This is a genomic window from Saliphagus sp. GCM10025317 (genome assembly GCF_042663665.1).
GTDB lineage: Archaea > Halobacteriota > Halobacteria > Halobacteriales > Natrialbaceae > Natronosalvus.
This window is the reverse complement of record NZ_JBHTAQ010000005.1, coordinates 1372105-1384530: the sequence shown is the minus strand read 5'-3', so window position 1 is coordinate 1384530 and position 12426 is coordinate 1372105. Positions and strand designations below refer to the sequence as shown.

The 12426-nt window shown below is 64.4% G+C and carries 10 protein-coding genes; 4 read left to right on the top strand and 6 right to left on the bottom strand.

Translation table 11 applies throughout. From position 1 onward, the window contains the following. Positions 1 to 37 precede the first annotated feature (37 nt). Together ACFQS4_RS08915 and ACFQS4_RS08910 are read right to left on the bottom strand one after the other, a co-directional pair. Positions 38 to 2392, bottom strand: coding sequence for a heavy metal translocating P-type ATPase (locus ACFQS4_RS08915; protein WP_497901169.1), 2355 nt, complete (start codon positions 2390 to 2392; stop codon positions 38 to 40). A gap of 87 nt (positions 2393 to 2479) precedes the next feature. Then, positions 2480 to 3469 (bottom strand): NAD-dependent epimerase/dehydratase family protein, encoded by a 990-nt coding sequence (locus ACFQS4_RS08910; RefSeq protein WP_497901168.1) that lies wholly within the window; start codon positions 3467 to 3469, stop codon positions 2480 to 2482. A gap of 164 nt (positions 3470 to 3633) precedes the next feature. Here ACFQS4_RS08910 and ACFQS4_RS08905 point away from each other — a divergent pair, with 164 nt between their 5' ends. Further along, positions 3634 to 4569, top strand: a complete 936-nt coding sequence (locus tag ACFQS4_RS08905; RefSeq protein WP_497901167.1) for a branched-chain amino acid transaminase — start codon at positions 3634 to 3636, stop codon at positions 4567 to 4569. A 60-nt stretch (positions 4570 to 4629) separates the two neighbouring features. Here ACFQS4_RS08905 and ACFQS4_RS08900 read toward each other — a convergent pair whose 3' ends face one another. Then, the gene (locus ACFQS4_RS08900; RefSeq protein WP_497901166.1) at positions 4630 to 5184 is read right to left on the bottom strand and encodes a DUF6735 family protein; all 555 of its coding nucleotides are present in this window, start codon (positions 5182 to 5184) and stop codon (positions 4630 to 4632) included. Between the two features lie 311 nt (positions 5185 to 5495). On the opposite strand from ACFQS4_RS08900, the gene ACFQS4_RS08895 reads away from it, so the two are divergent. Then, positions 5496 to 6167: an HAD family hydrolase gene (locus tag ACFQS4_RS08895; protein WP_497901165.1), complete on the top strand. Its 672-nt coding sequence runs from the start codon at positions 5496 to 5498 to the stop codon at positions 6165 to 6167. Positions 6168 to 6216: 49 nt separating this feature from the next. On the opposite strand, the gene ACFQS4_RS08890 is transcribed toward ACFQS4_RS08895, so the two are convergent. After that, a complete protein-coding gene (locus ACFQS4_RS08890) occupies positions 6217 to 6663 on the bottom strand; it encodes an SRPBCC family protein (RefSeq protein ID WP_497901164.1) in 447 nt (148 codons plus the stop codon). Positions 6664 to 6752: 89 nt separating this feature from the next. Between ACFQS4_RS08890 and ACFQS4_RS08885 the strand changes: the two genes are divergently transcribed. Then, complete coding sequence (locus ACFQS4_RS08885) at positions 6753 to 8042, top strand: DUF7405 family protein (RefSeq protein ID WP_497901163.1); 1290 nt, start codon at positions 6753 to 6755, stop codon at positions 8040 to 8042. Between the two features lie 196 nt (positions 8043 to 8238). Here ACFQS4_RS08885 and ACFQS4_RS08880 read toward each other — a convergent pair whose 3' ends face one another. Both ACFQS4_RS08880 and coxB read right to left on the bottom strand, forming a co-directional pair. Further along, on the bottom strand, positions 8239 to 10725 hold the full coding sequence (locus ACFQS4_RS08880) for a cbb3-type cytochrome c oxidase subunit I (RefSeq protein WP_497901162.1): 2487 nt from the start codon (positions 10723 to 10725) through the stop codon (positions 8239 to 8241). Beyond that, positions 10725 to 11720 (bottom strand): cytochrome c oxidase subunit II, encoded by a 996-nt coding sequence (coxB, locus tag ACFQS4_RS08875; protein ID WP_497901161.1) that lies wholly within the window; start codon positions 11718 to 11720, stop codon positions 10725 to 10727. Before coxB ends, ACFQS4_RS08880 begins: the two co-directional genes overlap by 1 nt. Before the next feature lie 369 nt (positions 11721 to 12089). On the opposite strand from coxB, the gene ACFQS4_RS08870 reads away from it, so the two are divergent. Then, complete coding sequence (locus ACFQS4_RS08870) at positions 12090 to 12380, top strand: amphi-Trp domain-containing protein (RefSeq protein WP_497901160.1); 291 nt, start codon at positions 12090 to 12092, stop codon at positions 12378 to 12380. The last annotated feature ends 46 nt before the right edge of the window (positions 12381 to 12426 follow it).

Here is a 12426-nt window from a genome sequence, read left to right as displayed (position 1 = left end):
CGTCTCTCGATGGTACGTCGGACGAGACCGGCTAGACTCATCTCGCGGGTTGTGCTTTTTGCGGCGGGGACAAACCGGATAACTGCGGAATCGAAAGATCCACTCGTCGAAGTAATTGTGCGTTAATCGCGACGATCACGGTGCTGAGTGACATGAGCAGGGCGCCGATGGCAGGGGAGAGAAGGATCCCAATCGGCGCGAGAACGCCGGCCGCGAGCGGAATCGCGAAGACGTTGTAGCCCGCCGCCCAGACGAGGTTCTCCTGCATCTTCCGGTAACTCGCGCGGCTCAGTTTGACGAGCCGGGCCACGTCCATCGGGTTGTTCTGCACGAGAACGATGTCCGCCGACTGGACGGCGACGTCGGTTCCCGATCCGATCGCGATCCCGACGTCGGCGCGGGTCAGTGCTGGGGCGTCGTTGACGCCGTCGCCGACCATCGCCACCAGGTTGTCTTGGTCCTGCAGTTCGGTCACCTTCTCGTCTTTGTCCTCGGGCAGCACCTCGGCGAAGACCGTCTCGATGCCGAGTTCGTCTGCGACGGCCGCGGCGACGTCTTCGCTGTCGCCGGTCAGCATCGCCACCTCGATGCCGAGGTCGTGGAGCGCGTCGACGACCCGGTAACTCTCCTCGCGGATCACGTCCGCGAGGGCGAAGGCAGCGATCGGCCTCGCCTGGTCGATACCTGCCTCCTGATCGGCACCTGCCTCTGTGTTCGCCTGGGCGCTCGAGTCGCCGTCACGCTCGCCCTCGCGAACGAGGTAGACGACCGTTCGTGCGTTTTCTCCGGACCGTTCTGCGAACGCCGCCAGTTCCGGAGGAACCTCGGCCTCGAGATGAGAGAGGAGGTTTGGACCGCCGACGGAGATCACGTCGCCGTCGACGGTCGCCCGCACCCCACGGCCCTTGAGCGCCTCGAAGTCCGAGACGTTCGGCGGCTTCAGACCGCGGTCGGCCGCGGCCTCGCGCATCGCCTGGGCGATCATGTGCTCTGAATCGCTCTCGACGGCGGCGGCCAGCGCGAACGCCTCATCCTCGTCCACGCGGTCGACTGTCGCGACGTCGACGACGCCCTGTTCGCCCGCTGTGAGCGTCCCGGTTTTGTCGAAGACGATCGTATCCAGATCCCGCGCCCGTTCCATGGCGATCCGGTCCCGGATTAACATCCCGTTGCGCGCAGCGAGGGACGTGTTGATCGCGACGACGAGTGGAATGGCGAGCCCGAGAGCGTGCGGACAGGCGATCACCAGGACGGTCACCACGCGCTCGATGACCGTGGCGTTGAACTGGATGGCAGCGGTCCAGGCGACGGCGGTCACTGCGGCTGAAGCGAGAGCGACGTAGAACAACCAGCCCGCTGCCCTGTCGGCGAGCATCTGCGTTCGGGACTCGCTCTGCTGGGCTTCCTCCACGAGACGCATGATCCCCGCCAGCGTCGTCTCCTCGCCCGTCGCGCTGATCCGAACGCGGAGGCTCCCGTCGCCGTTGATTGTGCCGCCGATCACCTCGTCGCTCGGGTCCTTCGAAACGGGTTTCGACTCGCCAGTGATCATCGACTCGTTCACGTCCGAGTCGCCCTCCTCGACGACGCCGTCGGCGGGAACGTTCGCCCCGGGGCGGACGAGTACGAGGTCGCCCTCCGACAGGTCGCTGACGGGGACCTCTTCAGTTTCACCGCCCCCGGTTATGCGTTCTGCGGTATCCGGGAGGAGTTTCGCCAACTCGTCGAGCGCGCTCGAGGCCCGTCGGACCGACCGCATCTCGATCCAGTGACCGAGCAACATGATGTCGATCAGCGTCACCAGCTCCCAGAAGAACGCCGACTGGGTGGGGAAGACGACGCTCGCCAGGCTGTAGACGAACGCGACGGTGATCGCCATCGAGATGAGCGTCATCATCCCTGGCGATCGGTCCTCGAGTTCGGGGACGGCCATTCGCAGGAAGGGAACGCCACCGTAGGCGAAGACGATCACCGCGAAGACCGGGCTGATCCACTCGCTGCCGGGGAACGCCGGGACCGAAAATCCGAGCCACTCCTGTAGCATCTCGCTGTACAGGAGAACGGGGATCGAGAGGATTGTCGAGACGAAGAATCGGCGGCGGAACATCTGCTCGTGGCCCTCGTGCATATCACCGTGGTCGTGGCCGTCGCCTCCGTGGCCGTCGTGGCCGCCGTGTCCTGCCCCGCGTTCATGCCGCTCGTCAACCTCCCGTCTCGCCTCGGCGACGTCTTCGGCCGTCTCCTCGAGCACGGACTGTTCCACGCGGGGCTCCGACCGACCGTCGGCGTTGGTTTCCCGATCCTCGGCCACGTCGTGGTCGTGGTCGTGGCCGTGACCGTGGTCGTGGCTGCCGTCGGTTCCCTCACCGTCGGCGTCTCTGTGATCGTCCATCTGGCACCTCGTTACACGGTACCACGAGTGAAGAAGGTACGTCTCGCTCGAGGCGGCGCATACAGAGCTGAATCCGAACCGAACGTCTCAGAGCGTATCGAGAATCCCAAGAACCCGTTCTTCGGCGTCCCTCCCCGGATCGTACTCGCTCCCGTCCCGGTCGCTCGCCTCGTGTTCCTCGAGCGTCTTCGCCATCGCCTCCTCGAGCGGGGTCGACTCCCAGCCGAGCTCGGCGAGTTTCGCGGTCGAGAGGACGTGTGGGTAGTCGCGGTAGAGGACGTAGTCGTCCGTCGAGAGGCCGCCGGCCTCGAGTTCGCGCGGGCCGGCGTGGACGACCTCGACGTCCCTGCCTGCGGTGTCGGCGATCAAGTCGACCATCTCCTCGAGCGTGACGATCCGGCGGTCGCCGACGTTGTAGAACTCGCCCAGCTCACCACGCTCGGCGACGGTCCGGAGGGCGCTAGCGACGTCCTCGACGTAGGCGCGGTGCCAGACGTTGGTGCCGTCGCCGGGGACGATCACGCGGTCGCACTCCAGGACGCGGTCGAGCCAGAAGTCCATCCGCTCGGTGTAGTCGTGGGGGCCGTACACGATGCAAGGCCGGACGGACATGGCATTGACCCCGCGGTCGGCCGCGGCGACGACCGCGCGGTCACCCTCGGCCTTCCGGTTGCCATACGTGTCGTCCGACTCGTCGGTCGCCTGGTCGGGGCTGCAGGGTCGCATCGGCGTCTCGTCCTCCCGCTTGGGAATTTCCTCGCGGCCGTAGGCGTCCCCGCTCGAGATGTAGACGTAGGCGTCGACGTCGGCGAAGATTTCGGTCGCCGCGCGTACGTCCCGCGGGTAGTAGGCCACACAGTCGAAGACGGCGTCCGGTTCGACGTCGGCCGCGGCGGCCTCAAGTGCCGAATCGTTCGTCCGGTCGCCCTGGACGTGGTCGACCCAGTCGTCCTCGGCGAAGGGGTCGTCGTGATTCCCGCGGTTGAAGAGGGTGACGTCGTAGTCGTGTGCGAGGAGGTTGGTGACGAGGTGGCGGCCAATAAATCGGGTGCCGCCGATGACGAGTGCGGTGTCCATACCGGACGCTCGCTCGAGAGGGTCAAAACGGTGGCGGAGGCGGCGAGGGAGACGCTCGGCTGGCCGTCACACGTGTGAGTTACTCGAGTGCAATCGACTCACGCTCGAGGCCGACGCAGGAGCAATCGCCAACGTTCATTACGAAGGGCTTCGTCCCCCTGGGTATGGGATTTGACGAGATGGACGTCGACACGATCTGGATGGACGGCGAGTTCGTCGACTGGGAGGACGCACAGACCCACGTCCTCACGCACGGACTCCACTATGGGACCGGCGTCTTCGAGGGGGCGCGCTGTTACGACACCGAGAACGGGCCCGCACTCTTTCGCTGGGAGGAACACGTCGACCGCCTCTTCCAGTCCTGCAAGCCCTACGAGATGGAAATCGGTCACTCCCACGAGGAACTGACGGAAGCCACGAAGGAACTCATCCGCCGCCAGGACCTCTCGTCGTGTTACATCCGTCCGCTCGTCTACTACGGCTACGAGAGTCTCGGCGTCAGCCCTGGGGACTGTCCGACGAAGACGACCATCGCCGCCTGGCCCTGGGGCGCCTACCTCGGCGAGGACGCCATCGAGAACGGCATCGATGTGAAAGTCTCCTCCTGGCGAAAGCACGCCTCGAGCCAGATTCCGACGAACGCCAAGACGACGGGATTGTACGTCAACAGCCTGCTGGCCGGCGAGGAGGCCCGCCGAAACGGGTTCGCCGAGGCCATCGTCCTCAACAAGGAGGGCAACGTCGCGGAGGGCCCCGGCGAGAACATCTTCCTCGTGCGCGACGGCGAGATCTTCACGCCCGGCCTCTCCGAGTCGATCCTCGACGGCATCACCCGCAACGCGGTCATCCAGATCGCCCGCGACCTGGGCTACACCGTCCACGACACCGTCTCCATCTCGCGAGGCGAACTCAACACGGCCGACGAACTCTTCTTCACTGGCTCCGCCGCGGAAGTGACCCCGATCAAGCGCGTCGACAACGTCACGATTGGCGAGGGGACCCGCGGGCCGATCACCGAGGAGATCCAGCAGACGTTCTTCGACGTCGTCGAGCGCCGGACCGACGAGTACGAGGAGTGGTTCGACTACGTCGAGGCGTAAATCGCACTCAGTTTTTCGAGTTGTGCGGTTCGCACGTCCCGAGTCGTTCGCTCGAGACACTCACTCGAGCCCCTCGCTCCCGAGAAACGCGTCGAACGCATCCGGCGGTCCGTCGTCCACATCGACATCGGCGGCGTCTCCGTACGTATAGAAGTAGCCGTTCTCGTCCTCGGCAATCCTGGCCTCGAGGTACGACTGGGCGGCCCGCCGCGAGAGGACACCCATCTCGATGACGTCGGCGAGGACGGTCTTCGTGGCGCGAAACCAGGTCCGGACGGCGAGGTCGCGCTCGCCCGGTTCGACGGCGACGAGCGCGCCCCGTCCCTGCTCGCGGCCGTCGCCCCACTCGAGCCAGCAGACGCGGTAGGCGCGAATCTCGTACTCGGGTGAGACCAGAATCAGTGCCTCGTACCCGCAGGGATCGAGGTAGTCGGTGAGGACGCTGTCCAGGGCGACGGAGTCGGCGAGGAGGTCGGAGTCGATTCGCCCGCCTGCGAACGGCGCGTCGACGGAGAGGGACTCGAGGACGCTGAGTTCGTCGCCGCCCCAGTGACTGTACCGGAGGTCGTAGAGTCGGTCGGGGCGACGGTAGGCGACGAGCGCTCTATGCCCCATCGTGCCACCTCGGTCGGTGCCGCTGGATCGGCCGTCGACAGGAACGAGCAGCGACCCGACGGACGACTCGGATACGCGAACGGGAGTGCATCACCCCCTTCTGGCCGCGGACTGGTACTTGAACTCGCGGGTCGTCAGCGGGTGATCGACGACTCGAAGAGTGGACGGCCCGCCGATCCAACAGCCCGCCGACCCGACGACCCAACGACCCAGCCAATCGACGGTCCAGCGATCTCACGAGCCGACGATTTGCCGATCCCACAGCCCACCGGGCGTAAGGCCAAAACCCTCTCGCCCCCTATCTCCGCTGAATGGCATACGACGCAGTCGTCTTCGACAACGACGGCGTGTTGACGACCCCGACCAGCTACGAAGCGCTCACGCGAGCGATGACCATCGCGTTCAAACGCCACGGCATCGACGACCCCGCCCAGGACGACCTCGAGACCCTGATCTCCCCGACGATCGACGAACTCGAAGCCGTCACCGATCGGTACGACCTCGAGCCGGAGTCACTCTGGGCAGCCCGCGAACGGGCGGCGATCGAGGTCCAGCACGAGGAACTCCTGAATGGGAACAAAACGCTCTACGACGACGTGTCGACGCTCGAGACGCTCGACGCCCCGATGGCCATCGTGAGCAACAACCAGCACGAGACCATCGAGAACATCGTCGATCACTTCGAACTCAAGGCGTTCGACCCGTACTACGGTCGCGAGCCGACCGTCGACGGCATCAGACGGAAGAAGCCCACGCCGTACTACCTCGAGCGAGCGATCGACGACCTGGCGTGTGCGAACCCACTGTACGTCGGTGACAGCTGGGTCGACGTCGCGGTCGCAGAGGCCCTCGAGATCGACTCGGCGTTCATCCGCCGATCCCACCGCGAGGACTACGCGTTCACCGAGTTCGGCTACGACGGCGAGCCTACCCACGAGATCACGTCCCTGAAGGCACTGTCGGGGCTCGAGCCGTCGTCCTGACCCGTCACCAGGTTTCGATTTCGGCGCGTCGATCCCCTCGAAGCAACCTTCAGGCGGTCGCCCGAACCCGGCGCTCCGCTCGATTCCTGAGCGCCCGGTTCATCGCGCGAAAGCCCCGTTCGATTCGACGTCGGTGGAATAGTACCGGTACCAGCGCTCCTCGAAACGTCTCCCGCTGGAGCAGCCGCGTTCGTCGCCCGCCATCGATCGGTTCGAGGTGGAACTCGTGGTAGCCATCGAAGGCGAACGGGACTCCCAGCCGGCCGAGCCAGACGATCCGACGGTTCGTCTCGACGATGAGCACCGTCGTTCGAATCGTTCTGGTCCGGCCACCCGGCAACCGGACGCGGATCGTCAGCCGCTCCCCTTCGACGGGGAGTCCCTCGACGGAGCGGAGAAACGGGTTCCACTCGGGATAGGCGTCGAACTCGAGGAGGACCTGCCAGACGGTCTCCGGTGGGGCGTCGATCGTCTCGAACACCTCGAGTTGTTCCATGGTAACAGCGAACGTGGCGAATGGCAAAGCACCTGTCGGTCACGCGACCCACCACAACCCCCATTACCGCGCAGTCCCGAGAGCCGAATATGACGCGTTCGTCGCGCACCATTTCGCGCCGATCCTTCGTCCGCAGCGCCGTCGCCATCGGCGGCGCGAGCGCCCTCTCCGCCTGCCTGGATCGAGAGAGTGGGGATGCGGACGCTCCGCCTCGAGGCGTCGATGCCGGCGGCCTCGAGGACCTCCCCGAGCGCCAGCACGCCTGGACGGCCGCCCAGCGGACCGACGAGCACGGCAACCCGCTCGTCCCCGAACACCACGTCGCCCTCCACTTCTCGTACGTCGGCGACGGCCCGACCGACGAAGAGCGCGAGCAGGTCGAGACGGCGTTCGAAACCCTCGAGCGAGCGTACGCCCGGAGCAACGAGGGCTTGCTGTTCACCGTCGGCTACGGCCCCGCCTACTTCGACCGGTTCGACGAGGCCCTGCCAGAGCACGTCGACCTCCCCGAGCCGAGGGCGCTCGCACCCATCGAGACGCCCGAGTTCGACAGCTACGACGCCATGGTCCACCTCGCCAGTGACCGCGGGTCGGTCGTGTTGAGCGCCGAGGAAGCGCTCACCGGCGAACTCGAGTCGATCAACGGCGTCGACGTCGAGGCCACGCTCGAGGGCATTCTCGAGGTCGAGGAACGACGAACCGGGTTCACGGGCGCCGGATTACCCGCCGAAAACCAGGACGGCGTTCGCGGGATTCCCGGCAGCGAACCCGTGTCCGAGGACGCTCCAATGTTCATGGGCTTCAAATCCGGGTTCAAGAAGAACCAGGCCTCCGAGGACCGCGTGACGATCCAGGAGGGGCCGTTCGCCGAGGGCACCACGACGCACCTCTCTCGCATTCGCCTCTCGCTCGACCAGTGGTACGAACAGGACAGCCGAACGATCCGCGAACGAAAGATGTTCTGCCCGGCCCACGCTGAGAAGGGGAAAATCGAGGGCACGGGCGACAACCTCGGGGACTCGAGCCAGCTGGGCGAGTGCCCGGCGCACACACTCGAGGACGCCCGCGAGTACGGGACCGTGGGCCACTCTCAGAAGTCCGCCCGCGCCCGCGAGAACGACGAGCCGATCATCCTTCGCCGGGACTTCAACTCGACGGACGACGACGAGGCGAGCCTGCACTTTCTCTCCCACCAGCGTCGCATCGAGGACTTCGTGAAGACGCGCGAAGCGATGAACGGGACCGACGTCGCCGAGCAGTCGGCGATCGGCGCGCGGACGAACAATGGCATCCTCCAGTACATGACCGTTCGGCGGCGAGCGAACTACCTGGTTCCGCCGCGCCGGCACCGGGCGTTACCCACGCCGCGACCCGAGTAGGGACTCACGATCGACGACGGTAGCAAAGACCAGACGGTCCAACCTCTCGAGTCACGTCACAGAGTCTCTCGAGACGGCTTCGCTCGGGCCGACTGTGGAACGCTCCGCTCGAGAATAACTAGAGACGAAACTGAAGCGGACTCTCGAAAACAGTCTGGAACGCGAAAACAGAACAGTCGGGGCTCCCGCCCGCCGCCTACATCAGGTAGAACAGCGGGAACAGGAACACCCAGACGATGTCGACGAAGTGCCAGTAGAGCCCGAAGTACTCGACTGGCCGGTGATCCTCGAGATAGGCGTCGACCGTGGCCACGCGGTAGATCATAAAGCCGGCGACGAGCAGCCCCAGGATCACGTGCAGGGCGTGCAGGCCCGTCGTGACGTAGTAGATCGAGTACTCGAGGCTGCTGAACCAGTAGTGGTCCTCCGCGAACTTGTGGGCCCACTCCCAGCCCTTGACACCCATGAACGTCAACCCGAGCAGGACCGTCGCGCTCATCGTCGCGAGCAGCCCCTTTTTGTTCCCGCGTTCGGCCATCACCAGCGCCAGGATGACCGTGAAACTCGAGGTCAGTAGGATGTAGGTGTTGACGAGTCCGGCCATGGGGATCGAGTCGAACTCCCAGGCAGACCACCCCATGTGGATGCGCATGAACACGAACGCGCTGATGGCCGCTCCGAAGACGACCACGTCCGACGCCAGGAAGAACCAGACGCCGAGTTTCGTGTTGTTGACGCCCTCGAACGGCCAGCGCTCGGCGACGTTCATCACCGGGGCGTTGAACTGCTCAATGCCGAAGTTCCAGAGTGTGTAGCCGAGCATCCCCACGCCGAGTACGATCAGCGCCGGAGAGAGCATGCTTGGCTCCTGAGCGGAGACGTCGGCCCCGTTCGCTGCAGCGAATTCGGCGACGTACGGCGTCAACCCCGCCAGTCCGAGGAAGAAGACGGCCAGCGAGAGTCCGACGCCGAACGGCCAGATGCTGGCGTGGTCGGCGTGTTCTTCCTCGTGAGCGTGCTGGGTCGTTGCCGGCGTCGCGTGACCCTGACCCGACTCGGGGACGGCGACGGTCCCGCCGTCAGTCGCGGCGCTCGAGTCGTCGACGAACTCAAGCCGTCCGCTCGCGTAACTCGGTCGGCCGGACCAGTTCTCGAGCGGCGGCGGGGACGGAATCGCCCACTCGGCCGTGCGGGAGAACTCCCACGGGTTGTCCGGCGCGTCCGGACCGGAGACCAGGCTCTTTCCCAGGATGTAGAACATGAGCAGGAACGACGCGCCGAAGATGAACGCGCCGATCGTCGCGAGCTGGTGGTAGATCTCCAGCCCCTCACCGAAGTGGAAGACGCGTCGTGGGGTCTCCCAGGCGAGGAACATCGGGAAGTAGAGCAGGTTGAACCCGAAGAAGTAGATCGCGAAGTGGATCTTTCCGAGGGTCTCGTTGTACATCTTCCCGCTGATCTTCGGCCACCAGTAGTAGATACCGGCGACCAGCGCGGTCACGCCCGAGACCATCACGTAGTGGAAGTGAGCGACGACCCAGTAGGTGCCACGGAACTCGTAGTCGAGTACGACGGCCCCGAGGAACACCCCGGTAATGCCGCCGAGGATGAACAGCAAGAGCGCACCCAGGCTAAACAGGAACGGCGTGGTGAACCGCACCCGGCCCTTGACCATCGTGTAGATGAGCGCGAAGACCATCAGGTCGAACGGCAGCGAGATCCCGATGGTCGTGGCCATGAACAGCGTCTTGATCTCGAGGTTGATCGTCGTCAGGAACATGTGGTGCATCCAGACCAGGAAGGACTGCACCGCGACGAGGACCATCGCGATGATGACCCACTTCCGGCCCACGAGACGCCGACCACAGAAGGTCTGGAAGGTCTCGAACATGATCCCCAGTGCGGGGAAGAAGACGATGTACACCTCGGGGTGGCCGAAGAACCAGAAGACGTGGGCCCAGAGTAGACTCGAGCCCTGGTCCGTCGCGAAGTACTGGGTCAGGAAGATGCGATCGATCCCGAGCAACAGCAACGCGGCGAGCAGGGCCGCGAACGCGAACAGCATCATCCAGACGGTCAGGAGCCACGACCAGGTGAACAACGGCATGTTCCACAGGCCGAGGCCTTCCGCGCGCGAGCGGTGGATCGTCGTGAGGAAGTTGACCGTCCCCAGCGTGATCGACATCACGAACAGCATCAGCGCGAGAATCGTCGCCGTTCCGCCGGTGGTTGCCTCCACGGCGGGGGTGTACGTCGGCACGTTCAGCGGCGCGTACATCGTCCAGCCGCCCTCGAACGTCCCGCCCTGGAAGAACGAGATCATGAACATCGCACCCGAGAACAGGTAGAACCAATAGCTCAGGGCGTTCAAACGGGGGAACGCGAGGTCTTTTGCCCCGATCTGAAGCGGGACGAAGTAGTTCGCAAAGCCCGAGGCGATGGGCGAGAGGAACCAGAACACCATCAACAGTCCGTGTGCGGTCACCGCCTGGTTGTAGGAACTGTCGGAGAGGAGACCGGCACCGCCGCTCTGCCAGAGGTGGGCTCGGAACAGGAGCGCCATCAACCCTCCGAAGAGCAAGAAGAACAGGGCCGTCGCCATGTAGAGAATCCCGACGTCTTTGTGGTTCGTCGTGACCAGCCACCGCTTGACGGACGTCATCGGGGGGAAGTCATCGGACATCAGTTCTCACCTCCGCTGTCGTCGGTTTCGTTTCCATTTCCGTTTCCATTTTCATCTCCGTCACTGCTGGATTCGTCCCCGCCGTTGCCACCGTCGGACCCGCCGAGCTGGAGCGATTCTTCGGGCCCGTCGACGATTTCGAAGTCGTCCTCCGTGGTCTCGAAGGAGCCGTCGGTCGACTCGACGATCACGGTGTAGGTGTCACCCTGTTCGACGCCGATTTCGAGGGCGCCCTCGTCGTCGAAGTCCTCGCCAGTGTAGGTTCCGACCGTTTCGCCGTCGGGGTCCTGCACCGTGACCTCGACGTTTTCGGTGTCGTTTACCGTCTCACCCTCGCCGTCCTCGAGCGTCAGCGTGAGCGTGAGTTGATCCTGGACCCACTGGTCGTACGTTTCCTGGCTCGTGACGTTGAGGGTCCCCTTCATATTGGAGTGGCCGGGTCCGCAGAGTTCGAAGCACTCGATCAGGTACTCACCCTCTTCGTCGGCCTGGAACCACGTCTGGTCGATCTCGCCCGGAATTGCGTCGGCCTTCACCCGTTGTGAAGAGATGCCGAACGAGTGCCACACGTCTACTGACGTCACATCGACCCAGACTGGTGTATCCGCGGGAACGACGAGTTCGCCGTTCGATTCGACGCCGTTCTCGTAGTAGAACGACCAGCTAAAGGTCTGGCCCTCTACGTCGACCTCGAGGGCGTCCTCGCCGGGGCTCTCAGGTCCGCTTTCGACGTCGATCAGCATGCCGTACGACCAGAGCGTGAGCGAGATGACGATGAGCGCGCTCAGGAAGAACGACACGAAGAGTTTCTTCCCGCCGGCTCCGCCAGTCGGAAGTTCTCCGAGCGTCGGCAGGTCCTCGTCCGGGTGGCGCTCTCCGTCGTCACGGTATTTGTACGCATTGTACAGGACGTACGCTACGACGATGATGCCGACGATCGTCCCTAATCCCAGGAACACGAGGAAGAGCTCCTGGAAGATGTCGACACGCGTCATCTGCGTCTGGAGTGGAGTGGAGATTGTGTTCACCTCAATTATACGGGTCTCTTAGTGGGGGCTCATTGCCGCGTGCACTTATCTATTTGGAAACGCCCGACAGCGACCGTAGTCCGACGACAGCGGGACACGTTGTGGCCGCCTGCAGAGTCTCCTGGGAACCCCCATGTGCCCTTGCGTAGACCGATTGACTCGGGTACCTTCTGTCTATCGTTCTTGCGGACGGACACTGTCGCCGTAGATGATCGTTGGCGGAAACATGTTCGGGTGTGCTCGAGCAATGCCCGATTATCGGACGTCGGCCAATAGAGACGAAGGCACACCCAGTTGCTACGTGCGATTTATACCCCCAGGCACCCAAGGAAGTGTATGCCAGAAGAAGTGCTCTTTTCGTTCGAGCAATCGCTGACGAGGGACGAAATCGCCGATTACCTCCGAGCTGTCGCCGATCGCCTGGAAAGCGGTGACGACCTCGTCCTCGAGAGCGGGGGCAACTCGGTCACGATGCAACCACCGGGACGGCCGACGTTCGAGGTCAAGGCCGAGCGGGAAACCTCGCAGTCGGGCGGTCCAGCCGAGTTCAGCGTCGAGTTCGAACTCGAGTGGGAGGAAGGAGCCGACGAGAACGGAGACGGTGACGGCTCCCTGACGATTTCCTAATTCCAGGACGCTCGGAGTTGCCTCAGCACCCGATCACTCGCCCTCG

What these genes read in the sequence shown, in the direction of transcription:
- ACFQS4_RS08915 (WP_497901169.1), bottom strand. Translation starts at nt 2,392, where the DNA reads ATGGACGATCACAGAGACGCCGACGGTGAGGGAACCGACGGCAGCCAC.
- ACFQS4_RS08910 (WP_497901168.1), bottom strand. Translation starts at nt 3,469, where the DNA reads ATGGACACCGCACTCGTCATCGGCGGCACCCGATTTATTGGCCGCCAC.
- ACFQS4_RS08905 (WP_497901167.1), top strand. Translation starts at nt 3,634, where the DNA reads ATGGGATTTGACGAGATGGACGTCGACACGATCTGGATGGACGGCGAG.
- ACFQS4_RS08900 (WP_497901166.1), bottom strand. Translation starts at nt 5,184, where the DNA reads ATGGGGCATAGAGCGCTCGTCGCCTACCGTCGCCCCGACCGACTCTAC.
- ACFQS4_RS08895 (WP_497901165.1), top strand. Translation starts at nt 5,496, where the DNA reads ATGGCATACGACGCAGTCGTCTTCGACAACGACGGCGTGTTGACGACC.
- ACFQS4_RS08890 (WP_497901164.1), bottom strand. Translation starts at nt 6,663, where the DNA reads ATGGAACAACTCGAGGTGTTCGAGACGATCGACGCCCCACCGGAGACC.
- ACFQS4_RS08885 (WP_497901163.1), top strand. Translation starts at nt 6,753, where the DNA reads ATGACGCGTTCGTCGCGCACCATTTCGCGCCGATCCTTCGTCCGCAGC.
- ACFQS4_RS08880 (WP_497901162.1), bottom strand. Translation starts at nt 10,725, where the DNA reads ATGTCCGATGACTTCCCCCCGATGACGTCCGTCAAGCGGTGGCTGGTC.
- coxB (WP_497901161.1), bottom strand. Translation starts at nt 11,720, where the DNA reads ATGACGCGTGTCGACATCTTCCAGGAGCTCTTCCTCGTGTTCCTGGGA.
- ACFQS4_RS08870 (WP_497901160.1), top strand. Translation starts at nt 12,090, where the DNA reads ATGCCAGAAGAAGTGCTCTTTTCGTTCGAGCAATCGCTGACGAGGGAC.